18 protein-coding genes are annotated in these 20,041 nt (G+C 41.6%); 12 read left to right on the top strand and 6 right to left on the bottom strand.

All coding sequences use genetic code 11. From position 1 onward, the window contains the following. Positions 1 to 131 precede the first annotated feature (131 nt). Complete coding sequence (locus ACJAT7_RS05865) at positions 132 to 1,022, bottom strand: LysR family transcriptional regulator (RefSeq protein WP_415225870.1); 891 nt, start codon at positions 1,020 to 1,022, stop codon at positions 132 to 134. 140 nt (positions 1,023 to 1,162) lie between these two features. On the opposite strand from ACJAT7_RS05865, the gene ACJAT7_RS05860 reads away from it, so the two are divergent. From ACJAT7_RS05860 to ACJAT7_RS05850, 3 genes are all read left to right on the top strand, one after another. Further along, complete coding sequence (locus ACJAT7_RS05860) at positions 1,163 to 2,584, top strand: coniferyl aldehyde dehydrogenase (protein WP_415225869.1); 1,422 nt, start codon at positions 1,163 to 1,165, stop codon at positions 2,582 to 2,584. Between the two features lie 78 nt (positions 2,585 to 2,662). Beyond that, complete coding sequence (locus ACJAT7_RS05855) at positions 2,663 to 3,568, top strand: HlyD family secretion protein (protein ID WP_415225868.1); 906 nt, start codon at positions 2,663 to 2,665, stop codon at positions 3,566 to 3,568. Next, positions 3,568 to 4,575: a DUF2955 domain-containing protein gene (locus ACJAT7_RS05850; RefSeq protein WP_415225867.1), complete on the top strand. Its 1,008-nt coding sequence runs from the start codon at positions 3,568 to 3,570 to the stop codon at positions 4,573 to 4,575. Before ACJAT7_RS05855 ends, ACJAT7_RS05850 begins: the two co-directional genes overlap by 1 nt. A gap of 403 nt (positions 4,576 to 4,978) precedes the next feature. Here the strand turns inward: ACJAT7_RS05850 and ACJAT7_RS05845 are convergent, their stop codons facing one another. The 5 genes from ACJAT7_RS05845 to ACJAT7_RS05825 all read right to left on the bottom strand — a co-directional run bounded on the left by ACJAT7_RS05845 (position 4,979) and on the right by ACJAT7_RS05825 (position 8,813). Next, entirely contained in the window at positions 4,979 to 5,548 is a 570-nt protein-coding gene (locus ACJAT7_RS05845; RefSeq protein WP_415225866.1) for a hypothetical protein, read from the bottom strand. Positions 5,549 to 5,682: 134 nt separating this feature from the next. Then, complete coding sequence (lipA, locus tag ACJAT7_RS05840; protein ID WP_415225865.1) at positions 5,683 to 6,651, bottom strand: lipoyl synthase; 969 nt, start codon at positions 6,649 to 6,651, stop codon at positions 5,683 to 5,685. Beyond that, positions 6,644 to 7,294, bottom strand: a complete 651-nt coding sequence (gene lipB / locus ACJAT7_RS05835) for a lipoyl(octanoyl) transferase LipB (protein WP_415225864.1) — start codon at positions 7,292 to 7,294, stop codon at positions 6,644 to 6,646. Before lipB ends, lipA begins: the two co-directional genes overlap by 8 nt. A gap of 16 nt (positions 7,295 to 7,310) precedes the next feature. Continuing rightward, positions 7,311 to 7,580: a DUF493 family protein YbeD gene (gene ybeD / locus ACJAT7_RS05830; protein WP_415225863.1), complete on the bottom strand. Its 270-nt coding sequence runs from the start codon at positions 7,578 to 7,580 to the stop codon at positions 7,311 to 7,313. A 75-nt stretch (positions 7,581 to 7,655) separates the two neighbouring features. Further along, positions 7,656 to 8,813, bottom strand: a complete 1,158-nt coding sequence (locus tag ACJAT7_RS05825; protein ID WP_415225862.1) for a serine hydrolase — start codon at positions 8,811 to 8,813, stop codon at positions 7,656 to 7,658. A 425-nt stretch (positions 8,814 to 9,238) separates the two neighbouring features. Between ACJAT7_RS05825 and ACJAT7_RS05820 the strand changes: the two genes are divergently transcribed. From ACJAT7_RS05820 to fliJ, 9 genes are all read left to right on the top strand, one after another. Continuing rightward, positions 9,239 to 9,577: a P-II family nitrogen regulator gene (locus ACJAT7_RS05820; protein WP_415225861.1), complete on the top strand. Its 339-nt coding sequence runs from the start codon at positions 9,239 to 9,241 to the stop codon at positions 9,575 to 9,577. Positions 9,578 to 9,609: 32 nt separating this feature from the next. Next, a complete protein-coding gene (locus ACJAT7_RS05815) occupies positions 9,610 to 10,827 on the top strand; it encodes an ammonium transporter (protein ID WP_415225860.1) in 1,218 nt (405 codons plus the stop codon). A gap of 168 nt (positions 10,828 to 10,995) precedes the next feature. Beyond that, positions 10,996 to 13,791 (top strand): EAL domain-containing protein, encoded by a 2,796-nt coding sequence (locus ACJAT7_RS05810; RefSeq protein ID WP_415225859.1) that lies wholly within the window; start codon positions 10,996 to 10,998, stop codon positions 13,789 to 13,791. Between the two features lie 207 nt (positions 13,792 to 13,998). Beyond that, a complete protein-coding gene (gene fliE / locus ACJAT7_RS05805) occupies positions 13,999 to 14,325 on the top strand; it encodes a flagellar hook-basal body complex protein FliE (RefSeq protein WP_415225858.1) in 327 nt (108 codons plus the stop codon). A gap of 30 nt (positions 14,326 to 14,355) precedes the next feature. Beyond that, a complete protein-coding gene (gene fliF / locus ACJAT7_RS05800) occupies positions 14,356 to 16,071 on the top strand; it encodes a flagellar basal-body MS-ring/collar protein FliF (RefSeq protein WP_415225857.1) in 1,716 nt (571 codons plus the stop codon). Continuing rightward, positions 16,061 to 17,140: a flagellar motor switch protein FliG gene (gene fliG, locus ACJAT7_RS05795; RefSeq protein ID WP_415225856.1), complete on the top strand. Its 1,080-nt coding sequence runs from the start codon at positions 16,061 to 16,063 to the stop codon at positions 17,138 to 17,140. The genes fliF and fliG overlap by 11 nt, the downstream gene beginning before the upstream one ends. A 30-nt stretch (positions 17,141 to 17,170) precedes the next feature. Further along, a complete protein-coding gene (gene fliH / locus ACJAT7_RS05790; protein ID WP_415225855.1) occupies positions 17,171 to 18,091 on the top strand; it encodes a flagellar assembly protein FliH in 921 nt (306 codons plus the stop codon). After that, the gene (fliI, locus tag ACJAT7_RS05785; RefSeq protein ID WP_415225854.1) at positions 18,084 to 19,415 is read left to right on the top strand and encodes a flagellar protein export ATPase FliI; all 1,332 of its coding nucleotides are present in this window, start codon (positions 18,084 to 18,086) and stop codon (positions 19,413 to 19,415) included. The genes fliH and fliI overlap by 8 nt, the downstream gene beginning before the upstream one ends. Positions 19,416 to 19,446: 31 nt before the next feature. Continuing rightward, positions 19,447 to 19,893, top strand: a complete 447-nt coding sequence (gene fliJ / locus ACJAT7_RS05780; RefSeq protein ID WP_415225853.1) for a flagellar export protein FliJ — start codon at positions 19,447 to 19,449, stop codon at positions 19,891 to 19,893. Positions 19,894 to 20,041: the final 148 nt, after the last annotated feature.

The following is a 20,041-nucleotide window of genomic DNA, read 5'->3' as shown; positions in this document are numbered from 1 at the left end:
CTAGGTTCGGCATGTTATACGTCAGAATCATGCGCTTTGAGCAGGCAACGAAAGGTTACTAAATGAGTGTAAGTGACCTCGTTAAACATGTTGAAGGCGATGCTCTGTTTGTTATTGAAAATGTACAGGGCTTATCGGTAATATCGTAATCCTTGTAGTAATGTTTGTCTAGCATGAGCAACTCGGACTTGACGAAGTGCGCTTGGCGCCCAAATAAGATAATAATGAACTTCGCAGGTTCCAACCGGAGAGGGAATTTCAACAAGTTCATTCTTTTCAATTTGATCCCTACACAAAAATTCTGGTATGACAGACCAACCAAAACCTTGGATAAGCAGTTTTCGTTGCGCCCTTAAGTCCTGACTAACAACAGCCGGGATTAAGCGTTCACTTTTTAATTTATTTTTTATTATCCAATTATCAATCAACGAGAGTTCTAAATTGTAAGCCAGCATAGGCTCTGTTGTGAGCGCTAAGGTCAAATATTCCGCATCAATAATCCGCTGTGCAACGGCAGGCGAAGCGACGGGTAACGCACGGCTGGTCATGATTTTTTCACTTTTTAAGCGACTGTCGATAACGGGATGAGCTGAAATACCAAGATCACAATGCCCTTCAATGAGCATATTATTGACAAAGGGGCCATCACCGGTATGCATCCTAACCCGTATTCCCGCTTCGAGGAGCGGTAAAAGTTGTTCTGATAACACCTCGGAAATAAAGTCCGCATGGCCAACAAACTGCAATACACCGGCAACATCCATCGACCTTGCTCTTGCTGAGGCTAAAGCGGCTTCCGCTAAATCTAATTTATCACCGATATCAAGTGCTAATTCATCGGCTGCGGCAGTAGGGCTAACACCTGTTGCTAATCTTTCGAATAAAGGACGACCAACGGCGACTTCTAATCCTGCAATATGTTGCGATACAGCAGGCTGGGTAAGATTGAGCATGCGAGACGCGCTACTGATGGATCGTTGGCGATATACTTCGATAAAAGTGCGCAGACGAACAAGTGACATTAGAAACCTCAGTGGGTTAGCTACCCATAAATTTATTTATACCCCTATGAAAATAACACTGTTGGTAGCAGGGCACCACTTTTATTACTATTAACGCATCAAAGCAAACGAAACTCTTTTACGTACAAGGATTTATTATCATGATGAAATCATCAAACTCGCATTTAGAATTACAGCAAGTATTACAAACAATGAAACGGGCGCATTTAACCCATGGTCCTGCCGATGTTAAACTTCGTCAAGATCGCTTACTGCGCAGTATCAATTTAATCCGCACAAACTATCAAAGACTCACCGAGGCAATGAATGCCGATTTTGGACATCGTAGTTCATACCAATCACAGGTCGCCGATCTGGCAACTACCATGAAGATGCTGCAGCATGCACTTGAAAACCTGCCATCGTGGATGGAAGCAACACTCATTGATCCCCCAGAGTCTGGTATGCAAACGCGTATTCAACACCAGCCTCTTGGTGTGGTTGGTATCATCAGTCCATGGAACTTTCCCATTAACCTTGCTTTTGGTCCGCTTGCGGGGGTTTTTGCGGCAGGTAACACTGCTATGTTAAAACCATCGGAGCTGACACCACGCACATCCGAATTGTTAGCCGAACTGGTGGGCGCGAGCTTTGGCCCCGATGAGCTGGAAGTTGTTTTAGGAGACGCAGAAGTCGGCCAAGCCTTTAGTGCATTACCTTTTGATCATTTGATTTTCACCGGTAGTAGCGCTGTTGGTAAACATGTTATGCGCGCTGCAGCAGAAAACTTGGTGCCCGTTACCCTTGAGCTAGGGGGGAAATCACCTGTGATGATTGATACCGATGCTGATATTACTGACGCTGTAGAAAAAACTTTAACGGTGAAAACCTTCAATGTAGGGCAAATTTGTCTCTCCCCTGACTATGTACTGCTTGCAGAAGATAAATTAGCCGGTTTTGTTGAAGCTTCGAAACAGTTTGTTAATAAAGCCTTCCCGTCTATTGCGGATAATCCAGATTACACCAGCATCATCAATGATAAACATTACCAGCGTTTACTTGGTTTATTAAAAGATGCCGAAGACAAAGGGGCACAAATTATCAGTTTAGCGCTTGCGGGAGAAGCACCTTACAATGCGCTTACCCGCACTATCGCACCCCATTTGGTGATTGGCGTAAATGATCAGATGGCGATTATGCAGGAGGAGATCTTTGGACCGCTATTACCGATTAAAACCTATACGGATCGCCTGGATGCGATTGCCTACATCAATGCCAACGCACGGCCTTTAGCTGCATATTATTTCGGTAATAATCCGGAAAATCAGCAACATTTTGCCGATCATACTACCTCAGGTGGTTTGGTCATCAATGATGTGATGACGCATGTCAGCATCGACAGCCTGCCTTTTGGTGGTGTTGGCCATTCAGGCATCGGCGCCTATCACGGAGAGCATGGTTTCAAGCAATTTTCTCATGCTAAACCCGTTGTTATTCAAAGTGCAACTAATGCAGATACGTCACGTTTAAGAGCCCCTTATGCTGACAAACAAATCGCGCTCGAAGCACTGTTGAAAGGTTAAATAAACATTCCCCCTTTTTTTGTACTATAAATCAAGGGGTTATTAATCATTGAAAAATAACATGCAGGTACATAATAAATGAAACGTGATGTTTATGCATATATAACCACAGTCACACTGGTGATTGCATTCGGGTTTAGTGCATTCCTTATTTACAGCGATAATGTTTTGCCGTTCACCACGCAAGCAACAGTCAAAACCACATCGGTGAATGTTGTGCCGGAAGTGAAGGGTTATATCCAGGAGCTGTTTGTTCATGAAGGTGAGAAAGTTGCACCAGGGACAGCACTGTTTCAAATTGATCCACAACCCTATCAGATTGAAAAGCAAAAATCACAAGCCGCCGTTGTAAAGATGAAAAGTCGTTGGACTCAGGCGCAAAATTATTTAAGACGCGTTAAATCATTAAGTAAAGATTCATCTGTCAGTAAAGAAGCACTTGATGATGCACAATCAGATGAAACAATTGCCTATGCCGAGTATTTATCAGCGCAAGCCAGCCTAAAAATGGCGCAACTTAATCTTGATCGGACGCTGGTTAAAGCAAAAGAAATCAGTATCGTCACTAATTTGAGTTTCACCGAGGGGATGTATGCCTCACCATTAATCTCTGTGATTCATTTGGTTAAAGATGGTAAACAATGGATTGAAGCCGATTTTACTGAAAAAGGGTTAAGCGCGTTGCAACGCGATCAAGAAGTAAATATTGTTTATGATGCGCTGCCAAATAAAGTCTTCAGAGGAAAAATATCATCGATAGATCAAGCCATTAGTAGTGGCTTGAGTGATCCTGATCACCTGGGTGAAATAACCTCAGAAACGCGCTGGATTCGTCCTCAACAGAAGATACGAGTGCGCGTGATCCCTCTGCAAAAATTAAATTCAATCGTTGCAGGAAGTCGCGCAAGTGTAATGCTCAGAGGTGGCTCGATCATTTCAGATAGTTGGATGAGACTATTAAGCTGGTTAAGGTTTATTTATTAATGTATGAGTTAATTCGCAAAACACTGATTATCGTATTGTGTTTGATGTTAAGTAAAATGCTTCATCTAACGGTCAGTGTTTATATCGTGTTATTTTCTATCGTGATTGCAACGAGCTGTGATTCCAGCCATATTTGGGAAATTACTAAACGTATATTGCCCTCGTTATTTGCGGCTTTGGGAGCGGTAGTGGTAAATCAAGTATTTGCGACCCACCCTTTTATCATTTGGACATGCAGTATTTTGTACTTCGACCATGTACGCCGTAAAGTCGATTCAAACCTGAAAGCAAGAATGGTAACCCTGCCGCTATTTATGATCATCTTCATTGATACCTATGCCAATAGCACTGCATATATCTTATCGATACCCGATATTGTAAGAGATCTTGTTTTAAGCACTCTTATTACCGCTTTAGCTGCCAGTTTTATCAACCATATTATGCCCATAAAACAAAAGATGCCCATGGTGCATATTGTTTCCATGCCGGTGAGTGGGGCGGATCGTTTGAAAATGCTGCTGCTGGTGGGTGTTGGTCTGGCGTTTATTATGATTAACCAAGTGACCAGCGCCGTATTTTGTTTAGTGCCACTTATTACATCGGCAATGCAACCGACACACGATCTGATGAAAACACATTCCCGAAATAAAATGCTTTCACAGGTGGGAGGATGCAGTCTTGCCATTATTGTTTCGATGTTTTTTTCCGGTACTGAAATTAACTTATTTACCTATTTATTTATTTCCAGCGTATTGGTTTTCACCATTTTATGGTGGTGTAACCATCCGGATAAAAATGAAGGACTGATTCACAGCGACGCATTAATGGGTTTTTTAATTCCATATCAACTTTATATTGGCCAATATGGTAATAACTTTGGACTAAATTCAATCATTTTGCGTGCCTTTGAATTGCTTGTCGTGCTGTTAATTATTTACGCCACCGCGTATTGGTTAGAGAGGTTAACAACAAATAGTGAGGAAGGTGTAAAACCCATTGTAATGTAGAATTAATTGCTCAGGATATGATAGCGCGATGAAAGGGCGCTAAGCTGCTATCGTGGCTAGTCTAAATGTAAAATTTAGTATGCCATTATTCACTTCGCCCCCGCTTTTTTTTGGGGGGGGGGTAATACTTAGAATAATAGTTTATTGATAGGCTTCGCTTGTGCATGTTCGACGTATCGTGCATCGCTGGGTTTCGCCATGAGTGCGTGTAGACGATAAGAAACTTAAGCTCAGTTTCGCAATTCCAAAGAGTCATGCTCTTTGAAGCGCCAAAGAAAAGTGACACGCCGTCAAGAGCGGAAGACCAACAAAGAAAGTTACATCAAGCGCTCACAAGCGAAAGCTTATGCGTTATCGACATACCATGTAGAGCACTGCCATCTAAAGCTCCATGCTTGTTGTTTTATTTAGTTTCATCATCGATTTGTTGTTCAATATCATCAACAACTTCTATCGTGGCATCTGCGCTGTCATCGTAAGCATCCATGGTCGCATCCGTTACATCATCGGCCATCTCTTGCGTCGCATCGACTGCATCATCTAAGGCATCTGCGCTGTCATCGTAAGCATCCATGGTCGCATCCGCTACATCATCAGCCATCTCTTGCGTCGCATCGACTGCATCATCTAAGGCATCTGCGCTGTCATCGTAAGCATCCATGGTCGCATCCGCTACATCATCCGCCATCTCCTGCGTACCATCGACTGCATCCTCTAAGGCATATTCGTTGTCATCGTAAGCATCCATAGTCGCATCCGCCACATCATCCGCCATCTCCTGCGTAGAATCTACTGCATTCCCGGCGGTATCTTTGACGGTATCAAGCATGTTTTTTGTCTTATTATGAATATCTTCATTAAGCTGCTCTACGGGCATCTCTTCAGCTTTGTCTTGGTCGATGGCTTTATCATTACGGTCACAAGCTGTGATCGCGCTTAATATAAACGCGCTAATTAAAAAATTACGTATCATAGTAATTACCCCTACGGATCTTGTATTGGAAGGCATCGTTGGCTCAGCTTAATAATCGCTGCGCCTTAGAGGATAGCAGTAAATATAAAAAAAAAGAGCGCATTAAGCGCTCTTCTTATTGCATGAAGGGAGAGTTATTTAACCTCTTCACCCGCTGCTTGTAAGTCTGCATGGTATGAGGAGCGAACAAACGGACCGCATGCTGCTTGGTCGAAACCGATTGCTTTGGCTTTTTTGCCCAGTTCATCAAATTCAGCGGGCGGCACATAACGCTCCACGGGCAGATGTTGCAAGCTAGGCTGCAGATATTGCCCTAAGGTCAGCATAGTAACGCCATGATCTGCTAAGTCTTGTATGACTTCCTCAATCTCTTCATTGCTTTCACCCAGACCCACCATTAAACCTGATTTTGTTGGAATCTGCGGATGTTGTTCTTTGAATTTTTTAAGCAGCTGTAGCGACCATTTGTAATCCGCACCCGGGCGTACCTGTTTGTATAGGTGTGGCGCTGTCTCTAAATTATGGTTAAAGACATCCGGCAGTTCGGTGTTGAAACAGGCTAATGCTTTATCCATTCTGCCTTTAAAATCAGGCACTAATATTTCAATTTTGATATGCGGATTGAGCAGACGAATTTCACGGATACAGTCGGCAAAATGCTGTGCTCCACCATCGCGCAGATCATCTCTATCAACGGATGTGATAACCACATATTTAAGCTTCATATCTTTAATTGTTTCTGCTAATTTTTTCGGCTCTTCACTGTCTACGGCAAGCGGTTTGCCATGTCCAACATCACAGAATGGGCAGCGGCGTGTACAGATATCCCCTAAAATCATAAACGTGGCCGTACCATGATTAAAGCATTCATTGAGATTCGGGCATGACGCTTCTTCACAAACAGAGTGCAGTTTGTTTTTACGCAGTGCCGCCTTAATTTCATTAACACGGGTGTTATCTGTTTTCAGCTTAATTTTCATCCATGATGGTTTTTTTAAAACGCTGCCTTTATCTGAAGGGATAACTTTAATTGGAATATGAGATAGCTTATCGGCATCGCGCAGTTTTTTTCCGGCGCTTAATTGGCTTGGTTTATTAGTCATGAAAAAAGCTCTCTATCTGTGAATAATTTAGTTGCTGGTTTAATTTTTCAATTAATAACGGTGCTAATTCGGTTACTGAAAGTTTGATACCTTCATTGTTACATTGGGTCATTTCCAGTCCGGCATAACCGCAGGGGTTAATTTGTAAAAAAGGGGATAAATCCATATCAACATTTAAAGCAAGTCCATGAAAAGAGCAGCCTTTACGAATTTTCAATCCCAATGAGGCGATTTTTTTGCCATTAACATACACACCGGGTGCATCAGCTTTGGCCAGAGCCGTCACTTTATAGTCCGCTAATAGCGTGATAATACTCTGTTCAATAATTGAAACTAAACGGCGTACATTGAACTCTTTACGGCGGATATCAATTAACAGGTAGGCAATCAATTGGCCCGGGCCGTGGTAGGTTATCTGTCCACCCCGATCGCTTTTTACAATGGGGATATCGGTTTGCTGCAATAGATGTTCCGCTTTACCTGCAATACCTTGAGTAAAAACGGCAGGGTGTTCAACCAACCAAATTTCATCAACACAGCTTTCATCGCGCAGCGTCGTGAAGTCGCTCATTTTTTGCCATGTTTCTAAATAGGGTTGCAGTCCTAAATAGCGCACATGCAGTTGTTTTTCGATAGCAGTCATCTTATTTATCTACAAATCAAAGAATACAACGAACCAGTTCAAGATCGTTTAATTCTGTGTAAATGGTTTCAATATGTTCTTTACTGGTGACGGTAACCGGAATACTGAGTGCCTGGTAGGTCCCTTTTGAGCTGGGTTTTGTTTTTGGGGAATAATCCCCCGGTGCATTTTTTTGAATGACGGCGATCACATCCAGTGTCATTTTCGGATCAGCAACACCCATTACTTTAAATGCAAAAGTGCAGGGGAATTCTAAAAGCTCGTCAAATTTTGTGTTTAATGCCATTTGCAACTCCGAAAGCTAAGTAAACGAAAAGTGAGGCGAAAGCCTCACTCTGTTATCTATTATATGGGGATTGGATTAAGCAAACCAACCGATAAATAATAATTTGACATAATCAATCAAACGGCTGAATAAGCCACCTTCATCTATCGTTTCTAAAGCGACTAAGTCATAAGTGGCAATGGGCTCATCTGCGATGGAATAATGCACTTCGCCAACTTTTTCACCTTTTTTAATCGGTGCACGTAATTCATCCTTGATAATGAAATCGGCTTTTAAGTTTTTAGCCTGGCCTCTCGGCAGAGTGATCGGGGTATTTATCGCCACACCTAAACGGATCATCTCTTGCGCGCCCATCCAGATTCGTTCACTAGCAAGTTGATCGCCTGCATTGTAAGGGGTAATAGTTTCAAAAAAGCGAAATCCCCAGTTAAGTAATTTTTTACTTTCTACTTTACGTGAAGTTTCAGATTTAGTCCCCATTACTACGCTGATTAAACGCATCCCCTCTTTGGTTGCAGAGGAGATAAGGCTGTAACCTGCCGCGCTTGTATGGCCTGTTTTAATGCCATCGACATTTAAACTTTTATCCCATAACAGGCCGTTACGGTTATATTGAACAATGCCGTTATATTTGAATGATTTTTCACTGTAAATACGATATTCATTAGGTACATCGGTAATTAATGCTTTGGCTAAGATAGCCATATCATGCGCTGTGGTGTAGTGATCTGCAGAATGTAAGCCGTGGCTATTAACGAAATGGGTGTTATTCATACCCAACTGCACAGCCCAAGAGTTCATTAAATCGGCAAATGCATCTTCACTGCCTGCAATATATTCCGCCATTGCCACACAAGCATCATTACCTGATTGTACAATAATGCCACGGTTAAGGTCTTCAACCGTTACCTCTTTACCTACTTCAATAAACATTTTAGAAGACTCGGGGAAGTTCTTCGACCATGCTTTCTCGGAAATCGTAACCTTAGCTGTTGGGCTCAAATTGCCTGATTTTATTTCTCGACCTATGATGTAGCTGGTCATCATCTTAGTTAAGCTCGCAGGCTCCAATCTTTCCTCACTGTTATTCTCAGCAAGAATTTTACCCGAATCAAAGTCTATTAATAAGTAGCCCTTTGCTGCGATGGCAGGAGCATTCGGGATAACACGCGGGGTCGCAATAACATTAAAACTTAGAACGAAAGTGATAAGCAGTAGGCTTATTTTTTTCATGAAGGTTACCTTTGAGTTGTTTTACCCAACTGCTTTGGGCATAGATGCGGAAAATTGTTATGCACTATATCAGATGCCCTCTTTGTTTGCTAAGAGGCGAATAAAAAATTATCGATTAACTTGCCCGGCAAAGAGAGCGGATGGGGATTAAGCGCAGGGAGATATCTGAGCTGCCTCTTTTTAGTGAGGTGATTTGTTGCGGTGCATCAGTTAATGCACCTTTGCACTATTGTGGTGCGATTTATTGTAAATACTTCGCGGTTAAAATTTAACTTGTTGTTTATTAAGAGTTTAATTTTTGGCATGGTAATTGTACTTAGAAGTGTAGGGAGCGATATAGCAGCCTATAGTAATAGTTGAATAGGTATTGATTTTGCTCTATCGAGATACAAGTTGTTCAATTTCAATTTAAAAAAGGAATCACCATGAAAATGTTAACCGCAATCATTAAACCATTTAAGTTAGATGAAGTAAGAGAAGCGATTATGGATGCCGGTATTGCAGGTGTAACCGTTTCAGAAGTAAAGGGTTTTGGTCGTCAAAAAGGGCATACAGAATTGTATCGTGGCGCTGAATATCAAGTTGATTTTTTGCCAAAAGTAAAATTAGAAATCGCTGTCAAAGATGAAGATGTTGATCGTCTCGTTGAAGCAATCACCTCTGCTGCCAACACGGGGAAAGTTGGTGACGGAAAAATATTTATTCAATCACTTGAGCAAGTGGTACGTATCCGTACTGGTGAGCTTGATGATGAAGCACTTTAATTTAGTTTAATATTTGTAGGAAGGAACTTATTATGGAAAACACAGTACTTGAACTTAAATTTGCGCTGGATACCTTTTATTTTTTAATATCAGGTGTCTTAGTTATGTGGATGGCGGCAGGATTTGCGATGTTGGAAGCGGGGTTAGTTCGCTCTAAAAACACCACAGAAATTTTAACCAAGAATATCGTCTTATATGCAATTGCTTGTACCATGTTTTTATTAGTGGGTTATAACATTATGTATGTTGATAATACGGCGGGTGGTTGGTTACCATCATTAGGAGGGTTAATTGGCACACAAGCGGCTGATGCGAATCATTCTCTTGAATCTGATTTCTTCTTCCAAGTAGTATTTGTTGCGACGGCCATGTCTATTGTATCAGGGGCTGTTGCTGAGCGAATGAAATTGTGGGCATTCTTAATCTTCTCTGTTTTCCTTACGGGCTTTATTTACCCGCTAGAAGGTTACTGGACTTGGGGCGGCGGTTTCCTTACTGAAGCTGGTTTTAGCGACTTTGCAGGTTCAGGTATCGTTCACATGGCGGGCGCTGCAGCGGCATTATCTGCGGTTATCTTACTCGGTGCTCGTAAAGGTAAATACGGTAAAGATGGTTCAATCCACCCAATTCCAGGGTCAAATATGCCTTTAGCAACACTGGGTACATTAATTCTATGGATGGGCTGGTTTGGATTTAACGGTGGCTCGCAGTTGCTTATCTCTGATGCAGAAAATGCAACAGCGGTCGGTCTTATCTTTTTAAATACAAATGCGGCCGCAGCTACTGGTGCAATTGCTGCACTGTTAGTCAGTAAATTGAAATGGGGTAAAGCGGATTTAACTATGGTGTTAAATGGTGCATTAGCTGGTTTGGTTGCTATTACCGCCGCACCTGACTCACCTTCACCACTGCTTGCAAGCATGATTGGTTTAGTTGCCGGTGTGATTGTTGTGTACAGTATTATCACTTTTGATAAATTAAAAATTGATGATCCTGTGGGCGCGTTATCAGTTCACGGTGTATGTGGTCTGTTTGGTCTGTTAGTTGTGCCACTAAGTAAAGAAGGTACTACATTTGCGAGCCAACTATATGGCGCAGCCGTTATCTTTGGTTTTGTATTTGCCGCTTCGTGGATAGTCTGGGCAGTTATAAAAGCGACAATGGGGATACGCGTTACTGCAGAAGAGGAAGAAACAGGCATGGATCTACATGACTGTGGTGTGGAAGCTTACCCTGAGTTCACCGATTAAATAACAATCAATATTCATATGTTAAATAAAAAACCTGACTTGTAATTAAGTTAGGTTTTTTTTTGTGCCGAGTGTTTGATAAAAATGAGAGGAAGTAGTTTAAGATTGACATGTTAATGGCTATCATTTATAAAATATATAAATGGAAGTATGAGATTAAGGGCGTTAATGACTGGTTTTAAATTTTTATCAGATGCTTTACTGCCATCCTTAATTTTGCTGATACTGTATTGGCTGGGAACTTTTAGTCAGTATTTGATCTTCCATTTTTTTGCAGAGTTTTTTGCTATTATTGTGGCGCTCAATATAGGCATTATCTCCTACTTCACTCATCCCTTTAGCAAAAATGATTATTTGAAGTTTTTGGGGCTCGGTTATTTTGCCGTCGGTTTGTTAGATACTATGCACGTATTAACATATCCGGGTATGCCCTTTATTGGCTTTGCAACGGCCAATACCACGCTCACTTTTTGGGTTTTTACCCGTTTATTTGAAAGTCTTATTTTATTATTTGCGACCTTTCCTTTATTCAATAAAAGCAAGCTGTTACCTATAGTAATCATCTATTCCTTAATTCCGATCACCATAACCTACTTGTCTTTCTTTAATCCATTACCATTATTTAGCGCTGCCGAGGGTTTAAGCTCTTTAAAGACTGAACTAGAGTATCTCGTTATTTTTATCTTAGTGGCGGTCTTGTTTGTAAACCATAAACAGAAAAGACTGTTTTATCATTCTGTTTATTGGAAAATTCAACTCTCTATTTTATTAACCATCAGCGCTGAATTTTTCTTTACCCTGTACGGTGATTTTACGGATATCTTTAATATACTGGGTCACTTAACAAAATTTTTATCTTTTTGGTTCATTTTTAGTGCCGTCATAAAACGCACATTACAGCAGCCGATGGAGATGATGAAAAAAGATCTAAGCAGTTACGATGCTATTCCTCTTCCCGTTATGATTATTGCTAATAATGGTCGCGTTCGCCAACTTAATAAAGTGGCTGAAAATTTAATTAACCTCCCGAGAAATCAAATTATAGGTGTAGATAATCATCAGTTTCTTCATCCTGCCTCTATCAATAAATCTGAGTGTCCAATTTGCCTGGCTGTTAAAGAACATAGATCATTAAAAAATGTGCGGCTTACGGATAAAGACAAATCGATAACTAGCCTTTACTCAGTGAGTCTTATTGGCGATTCTAAAGTATTTGGCATGATTCAAGTGAGCCGGGATATCAGCGAGGAATTAGAGAGTAATGAGAAAATATTGAGCCAAAATGCCATTTTAAGCTCAGTACTCAACGGTACGCCCGATTTTATTTTTTACAAAGATTACTTATATAAAAACGGCGCCTATTTAGGGTGTAATAACGCGTTTGAACTGTTTGTCGGCAAGCCTAAAGAACAGATAATAGGTCGGACGGATATTGAACTGTTTGGGGCGGAAGTAGGAGGGGGGTTTCAAGCTTATGATAGAGAAGTATTAAGAGAGAAACAGACTAAAATTAATGAGGAGTGGGTAACTTACCCCAACGGTCAACGGGTACTGCTTAACACATCAAAATCACCTTTGTATGACAGCCAGGGGCAAATATTAGGTGTGTTGGGTATGGCTCGTGATATTAGCCAATATACACAATTGCAAAGCGAAATACAGGACCAAAAACAAACGCTGGAATATAATAACTATTACGATCTGCTTACCTCACTCCCCAATCGCACACTATTTTCAGATCGCATTGACCACGCTATTAAATTATCGCAACGAATCAGCCGCGGTGTGGCCGTTATATTGATCGATATTGATCACTTTAAAGCGATCAATGACTCTCTGGGTCACCATATTGGCGATCAGGTGATTAAAAAGGTCGCCCTTAGATTACAACAGATAGTCATGGAAACAGATACGGTAGCGCGATTTATGGGGGATGAGTTTTCTATCTTACTGAGTGAATTAGCTAATACCAATGTAGTTGTTGATATCATTGAAAAATTACAACAGGCTATGAAACAAAGTATTGATGTGCTTGAACATCGGCTTTACTGCACTGTCAGTTTAGGTATCGCCCTTTACCCCAGGGATGGCGAAAATGCGGAAGCGCTGCTTAAAAATGCCGATGCAGCTATGCATAAAGCAAAGAATGAAGGACGTGATACTTATCGCTATTATACACAAGAGATGACGGAAAAGGCATTTGCGCGAATTGTTATGGAAAGCAGTTTACGCAACGCTATAAAAAATGACGAATTTGTTGTTTATTACCAACCGCAAGTTGATGCGCGAACCGGAAAGTTAATGGGTATGGAAGCGCTCATTCGTTGGCTTCATCCCCAAATGGGTATGGTTGAACCTGCTAAATTTATTCCCTTGGCTGAAGAAACTGGATTTATTGTTGAGCTTGATAGATGGGTAATGTCTCATGCGATGCGGCAGATGGTTTTATGGCATGGGATGGGGCTTAACCCAGGGGTTCTTGCCCTTAATCTTGCTATGAAGCAGCTACAGGAAAAAGATTTTATCGACGTTTTAAGTAATACACTAAAAGAAAGCGGGTGTGCGGCACATTGCTTAGCATTTGAAGTAACCGAAGGGCAGATTATGGAGAATCCGGAAAATGCTATTTTGATACTGCAAAATATTAGTGCAATGGGGATTGAATTAGCGATTGATGATTTCGGTACGGGTTACTCTTCTTTGTCCTACCTGAAACGTTTGCCAATTAATAAATTAAAAATAGATCAGTCTTTTATACGCGGTTTACCTGAAGATGAGGATGATGCTGCATTGACTAAGGCCATTATTTCATTGGCTAAAAATCTTCATTTAAGTGTTATTGCTGAGGGGGTAGAAACCATTGAGCAGGTCAACTTTTTGATTGATCATGGTTGCTGTAATATTCAGGGCTATTATTACGCAAAACCACTCTCTTGCGCAGAAATGACTGCGTATTTAAAATAACAGTACATTTAAACTGACATTAACATATAATTATTACTCTTCTATTGCTGCAATTTGATGCGGTATCTTGGATTAGCTAGGTTGCAATAATTAACATATAAAAATATTGACTGCATTTATTGCTAAGGGCGCGGATTAATTAGCGCCCTTTTTTATGGCACAAAAATTGCTTTTATCTGGGTATGTGTCAATAAATGGATAAAAATTATGAACCTTAATTCTTCTGCTTTATTTAATGATTTATCTGTGCAAGGTTTGCAGGGTAAAAGTCTAGGTAGTGAACTTTCTAGCCAATCTGTGAACTCTTCACATGCAGATTTTTCAAAAATGTTGAAGCAAGCGATAGATAACGTAAATGGTCTGCAGCAAAACACCTCAGAATTACGTAATAGTTTTGAAATGGGTGATAAAGAGGTTAGTTTAGGTGAAGTTATGATCGCGGCTAATAAATCAAGTTTAGCATTTGATGCAACCGTACAAATACGCAATAAAATGGTCGAAGCATATAAAGAAGTAATGAGTATGCCTGTTTAGGCGTGTTGGCTAAGATAAAAGGGAAAAACAGTGGCTGAATTAGGCAACAATGCAGATATGTTAATTGAGAACAGCAGCTTTGATGGCGATGATACGCATGCGCATTCAGAAAAAGGTGCATTGGTGTCATTCTTTTCAAATGTTGATGTGTTACGCCAAATTAGCATGATTATCGGTTTGTTAATTGTATTGGCAATTGTTGTGATTATTTGGTCGTGGGGAAAAGAAGTTGACTATCGCCCGCTTGGCCGTTACCAAACAGATGAGTTAATTAGCACGCTAGATTTCCTTGATAAACAACAGATTCAATACGAGCTCGAAGGTGATTCCATTCTCGTCGTTTCCGATCAATATCAAAAAATTAAACTTTTGATGACACGCGCAGGCTTAGTGACTGATGATAATGATAGCGGCGATGATATTTTATTACAAGATATGGGTTTCGGTGTTAGCCAGCGAGTGGAAAAAGAACGCTTAAAATTAAGCCGAGAACGTCAGTTAGCATTAGCGATTAAAGAGATGAAAAACATCACCAATGCGCAAGTACTATTGGCGATTCCCAAACAGAGCGTATTTGCACGAAAAGAGCGAAAAGCCAGTGCAACCGTGGTCGTGACCACTAGCCGCTCTTATGCACTGTCAGCACAAGAAGTTGACTCAATTGTTGATATTGTCGCCTCTGCCGTACAAGGTTTATCCCCTAATAGCGTGACGGTAAGTGATCAGCGGGGGCGTTTATTACACTCCGGAAGTCAAAGTGGATTTTCTGCACAATCAAGTAAAGAGTTTGCTGTTGTCCGTGCTCAAGAAGATGAGTATAAAGCAAAAATCGATGCTATTTTAATCCCTGTTTTAGGACTCGCAAATTATACCTCTGAAGTTGATTTGGCGATGGACTTTACGGTTGTCGAAGAAACTAAAAAAACCTTCAATCCAGTAAACCCGGCGATTCGTAGTGAGATGTTGGTTGAGAGTAAATCATCCAGCTTTGTGGTCGGCTCTGTACCTGGTGCATTAAGCAACCAGCCTCCGACTAATTCATCTATTCCAGAAGAGTTCAATCTCAGCAAAAAATCATCCGATGGCGCAGACGGAACCACTCATAATGAATCAACGCGAAATTATGAAGTGGATAGTACGGTTACTTATATCAAACATAAAGTCGGCAAGGTGGAGCGCTTAGCCGTTTCCGTTGCGCTCGATTATGTTGCGACAACCAATGAAGCGGGGGAAGTTTCATATCTCCCTCGCCCGCAAGAAGAAGTGGAGAATATCCGCCGTTTATTGCAAGGTGGCCTAGGTGTTAACAGCGAACGTGGCGACATTTTAGAAATTGCTTCGGTAAGTTTTAACCGCCCGGATCTAGAGAATATTGCAGAAGAAGAATTTTGGAAAACAGAAACGTTCCAAAGTTATGTCCGATTTGGCGGTAGCATGTTAGTTATTTTGTTAACGCTATTATTGATTGTTCGCCCCATCATGAAAAAACTACTTTACCCTGAAGCGATAGAGCATGTTGATGAATATGATTTAGGTGGTGCAATCGGAGCAATGGCTGGGGATAACTTGAACATGCTGAGCGATGAAGATGAAGGTGTCGAATTTGGTCTGGGCAATGGACAGATTAAATTACCTGATTTACATAAAGATGAAGATTTACTTAAAGCCGTACGTGCATTAGTGGCCAATGAACCAGGCTTATCTGCACAAGTAATTAAAGAGTGGTTATCAGTCGATGAAAAATAAAGAGACGAAAGACACAAAAGACACGAAAGATACGACAGAAACAAAACCGATCGCAACGGGTGATTTTGACGTTAGTGCATTAAATGGTGTCGAAAAATCGGCACTCTTGATGCTGAGCTTGACGCCTCCCGATGCTGCGCAAATATTTCGTAATTTAGAGCCCAAACAGGTACAAAAATTAGGTATGGAGATGGCGGCCCTTAAAGACTCGTCGCAGAATCGTGTATCCAGTGTGCATCGGGCCTTTATCGAAGATATTCAAAAATACAGTAATATCGGTTTAGACAGTGAAGACTTTGTCAGAGCATCATTAATTGCAGCGTTAGGTGAAGATAAAGCGGGTAACTTAGTTGATCAAATTATTCTTGGCAGTGGTTCGAAAGGTCTTGATTCATTGAAATGGATGGATGCACGACAAGTAGCCGCAATTATTCAAAATGAGCATCCGCAAATTCAGACGATTGTTTTATCCTATTTAGATCCAGAACAATCAGCTGAAATATTAACCCAATTCGCAGAGAAAAATCGACTTGATCTGTTGATGCGTATCGCTGATTTAGAAGAGGTGCAACCTGCCGCATTGCAGGAATTAAATGAAATAATGGAGAAACAGTTTGCCGGTCAGGCAGGGACGCAGGCTGCTAAAATGGGTGGTGCTAAGGCTGCCGCAGATATAATGAACTATTTAGATACCGGCATTGAAGGCCCGCTAATGGATTCGTTACGTGAAACTGATGAAGATATGAGCCAGCAAATTCAAGATCTTATGTTTGTCTTTGACAATCTTATTGATCTTGATGATCGCGGAACACAAACGCTGTTGCGCGAAGTCCCTGGCGAGCAGTTACAGCGTGCAATAAAAGGTGCGGATGAGCAGCTTAAAGAGAAAATATTTAAGAATATGTCTAAACGTGCAGCCGAGATGTTACAGGATGATCTTGAAGCAATGGGGCCCATTCGTATTAGTGAAGTGGAAGCTGCTCAGAAAGAGATTCTTACCATTGCGCGTCGTTTATCCGATGCGGGTGAGATCATGCTCGGCGGTAGTGGTGGTGATGAGTTCTTATAAAAATAAAACGGGTAAACGGAGAGCCTGCGCATGATAGATAACGACACTGAATTCAAACATTGGCCTCTGCCTGAACTTGAAGAAACGGCAAAAAATGAGAGCGAAGAAAAAACTTTGTTTGGCAAACCAGCCAGTTGGTATCAGAGTGAGCCGGAGGAAAGTGAACCGCTGGCTGTTGAAGATGAGCTGAAACCTTTAACACTTGATGATATTGAAGCTATCCGTCAGTCGGCTTACGAAGATGGCTTTAAAGAAGGTAAAGAGGCCGGATTCACAGCAGGCACAGAAGAAGGCAAAAGCGAGGGCTTCAAGGATGGATTTTCCCAAGGCATTGAGCAGGGGACAGAAGCCGGTTTACTGGCAGCTCAGGGGCAGATAGATGAACAACTGACCGTTTGGCAATCATTAATCGAGCGCCTGCATAATCCACTGGAAAAATTGGATGATAACGTTGAATATCAACTTATCCGTTTAGCCACTACGCTTGCTGAACAAATTACCCGCTGTGAAGTACAGACCAATCCGCAAATTATTTTACAGGCTTTAAAGCAAGCGGTAGAAGCATTGCCTCTTTCAGAGCAAACATTAAGAATTTTACTCCATCCGGATGATCTTAAATTTGTGCAAAGCGCCTATTCAGAGGAAGTTTGTTTAAAACGCGGCTGGGATTTACAAGCAGAGCCGGCTCTCGCGCGAGGTGATTGCCAAATTCAAACACAAACATCGAGTGTAGACTACGCATTCACTACCCGTATTGAACAAGTGTTAAAACATTTTTTTAAAGAAAACCATCAGCAACTTCCAGAAAAAAATGATGACTCAAATTTGCTCAATGACCATCCTCTTGCAGATAAACCCGTTTCCACAGAGCCAGAAGAGATGTCGGAATCCGAAATGACGGAGCAGCAGGAGAGCAGTAGAAGTTCAAACCAAGAAATTGTAAATGAATAAATTAGCGCAGCGGCTGGCACAATACCAAACGGGTGAGTCGATCACTCACCCTATCGTATCAGGAAAGCTGGTGCGTGTGGTGGGGTTGACATTAGAGGCTATCGGCTGCACTGCGGCGGTGGGCAGCTTATGTCGCGTGGAAACAAGCGATGGTTTTATTGATGCCGAAGTGGTTGGTTTTTCTGGTGAACGTCTGTTTTTAATGCCCAGTGAGCGTTTAACTGGCGTTCTGCCGGGCGCAAAGGTAATTCCCCAAACAGAAGCACAAGGCATCCCCGTTGGTATGGAACTATTAGGGCGAGTGTTAGATGGTCTTGGTCAACCTATTGATGGCAAAGGCGAAATTATTACCGCACAAACCAGCCAGTATAGTAATCCGCGAATAAATCCACTCAGCCGTAAAGCGATTAAAGATCCCCTTGATGTAGGTATCAAAGCAATCAATGCTCTGCTTACCGTCGGGCAAGGTCAACGAATGGGACTTTTTGCCGGATCGGGGGTGGGTAAGAGTGTGTTATTAGGTATGATGACACGCGGCACAAATGCGGATGTAGTCGTGGTTGGTTTAATCGGTGAGCGTGGCCGGGAAGTTAAAGAGTTTATCGAAGAGATATTAGGACCTGAGGGGCGTAAACGTGCGGTGGTCATTGCCGCACCTGCGGATTCATCGCCTTTAATGCGTTTAAAGGGGTGTGAAACATCACTTACCATTGCCGAGTATTTTCGAGATCAGGGCTTAAATGTTTTGCTGCTAATGGATTCGTTAACACGTTTTGCTCAAGCACAACGTGAAATAGCACTCGCAATTGGTGAACCCCCTGCGACTAAGGGGTATCCGCCATCGGTCTTTGCAAAATTACCGGCCTTAGTTGAGCGTGCTGGTAACGGTAATGAAAACCAGGGATCAATCAGCGCTTTTTTTACCGTATTAACGGAGGGAGACGATCTTCAGGATCCTATCGCGGATGCATCAAGGGCTATTCTTGACGGCCATATTGTTTTATCACGGGATCTTGCAGATTCAGGGCATTTTCCCGCCATTGATGTCGCTAAATCAATTAGCCGAGTGATGCCAATGGTTACCTCTGATGAGCACCAAACGCTGGCTCGTGTATTAAAGCAAGCTTACTCTTTATACCAAGAGAACAAAGAGTTAATTACTATTGGCGCATATGCCAAAGGAAGCGATCCGCGCATTGATAAAGCGATTGTTATCAGACCTATGTTGGACCATTTCTTGCAACAAGGGATGAAAGAGAGCATTAGCTATAACGATTGTTTGACGCAGCTTGCCACATTAACGCAGCGTTTTGTAAATAGCTAGTTTATAGATCCCCCCTTTGAAGGAGCTTTTTATGGCGACAGATGCATTACAACTTGTTTACGAACAGCGAGAAAAACAAGTAGATCAAGCATTACGCGCCTATCAAAAAGCGCAGCAGGCTCTATTTGAGCAGCGCAACCAACTGCAAAACCTTGGCCAGTATCGTCGTCAATATATTTCCCAGTTAACGACAAAAGGGTCACAGGGTTTGTCTATTGCAGAACTTGGTAAATACCAACAGTTTATTGTGCAGATAGATCAAGGTCTAAGTAAGCAACAAGAAGGTTTGGTGAAGTTTGAATACGATGTTCATGCACAAAAAAAATTGTGGGTGGAAAGTCAAGTAAGCTGTAAAGCACTGGCGATGTTACTTGAGAAAAAAGCGCGGCAAAAAATAAAAATTGCGGATCGTAAAGAGCAACAACTTCTCGATGAATTCGCCACCTTCCAATTTTTTCAGAAAAGATCCACTAACTGATCTGATAACCGTAGAACTGGTCTGTAAATTGCTTGCTTATTTATATTAAGCGCTAATTAATAAAGCAATCATAAATTAGCCCACCTGTTTTAAATTGAAAAAGAGGCAGTAAACGCCTCTTTTATTCGCCTGCCATTAAATGGTAAGA

Source organism: Psychromonas sp., from assembly GCF_047632995.1.
In the GTDB taxonomy this organism is placed as follows: Bacteria; Pseudomonadota; Gammaproteobacteria; order Enterobacterales; family Psychromonadaceae; genus Psychromonas.
This window is presented reverse-complemented; position numbering and strand designations above follow the sequence as displayed.

Bases quoted from the DNA above. Each gene is read 5' to 3' on its own strand.
- ACJAT7_RS05850 (WP_415225867.1), top strand. From the start codon at position 3,568: ATGTATGAGTTAATTCGCAAAACACTGATTATCGTATTGTGTTTGATG.
- ACJAT7_RS05865 (WP_415225870.1), bottom strand. From the start codon at position 1,022: ATGTCACTTGTTCGTCTGCGCACTTTTATCGAAGTATATCGCCAACGA.
- fliH (WP_415225855.1), top strand. From the start codon at position 17,171: ATGATAGATAACGACACTGAATTCAAACATTGGCCTCTGCCTGAACTT.
- ACJAT7_RS05855 (WP_415225868.1), top strand. From the start codon at position 2,663: ATGAAACGTGATGTTTATGCATATATAACCACAGTCACACTGGTGATT.
- fliE (WP_415225858.1), top strand. From the start codon at position 13,999: ATGAACCTTAATTCTTCTGCTTTATTTAATGATTTATCTGTGCAAGGT.
- ACJAT7_RS05825 (WP_415225862.1), bottom strand. From the start codon at position 8,813: ATGAAAAAAATAAGCCTACTGCTTATCACTTTCGTTCTAAGTTTTAAT.
- ACJAT7_RS05820 (WP_415225861.1), top strand. From the start codon at position 9,239: ATGAAAATGTTAACCGCAATCATTAAACCATTTAAGTTAGATGAAGTA.
- fliG (WP_415225856.1), top strand. From the start codon at position 16,061: ATGAAAAATAAAGAGACGAAAGACACAAAAGACACGAAAGATACGACA.
- fliJ (WP_415225853.1), top strand. From the start codon at position 19,447: ATGGCGACAGATGCATTACAACTTGTTTACGAACAGCGAGAAAAACAA.
- ACJAT7_RS05860 (WP_415225869.1), top strand. From the start codon at position 1,163: ATGATGAAATCATCAAACTCGCATTTAGAATTACAGCAAGTATTACAA.
- ACJAT7_RS05845 (WP_415225866.1), bottom strand. From the start codon at position 5,548: ATGATACGTAATTTTTTAATTAGCGCGTTTATATTAAGCGCGATCACA.
- lipB (WP_415225864.1), bottom strand. From the start codon at position 7,294: ATGACTGCTATCGAAAAACAACTGCATGTGCGCTATTTAGGACTGCAA.
- ACJAT7_RS05810 (WP_415225859.1), top strand. From the start codon at position 10,996: ATGACTGGTTTTAAATTTTTATCAGATGCTTTACTGCCATCCTTAATT.
- lipA (WP_415225865.1), bottom strand. From the start codon at position 6,651: ATGACTAATAAACCAAGCCAATTAAGCGCCGGAAAAAAACTGCGCGAT.
- ybeD (WP_415225863.1), bottom strand. From the start codon at position 7,580: ATGGCATTAAACACAAAATTTGACGAGCTTTTAGAATTCCCCTGCACT.
- fliI (WP_415225854.1), top strand. From the start codon at position 18,084: ATGAATAAATTAGCGCAGCGGCTGGCACAATACCAAACGGGTGAGTCG.
- ACJAT7_RS05815 (WP_415225860.1), top strand. From the start codon at position 9,610: ATGGAAAACACAGTACTTGAACTTAAATTTGCGCTGGATACCTTTTAT.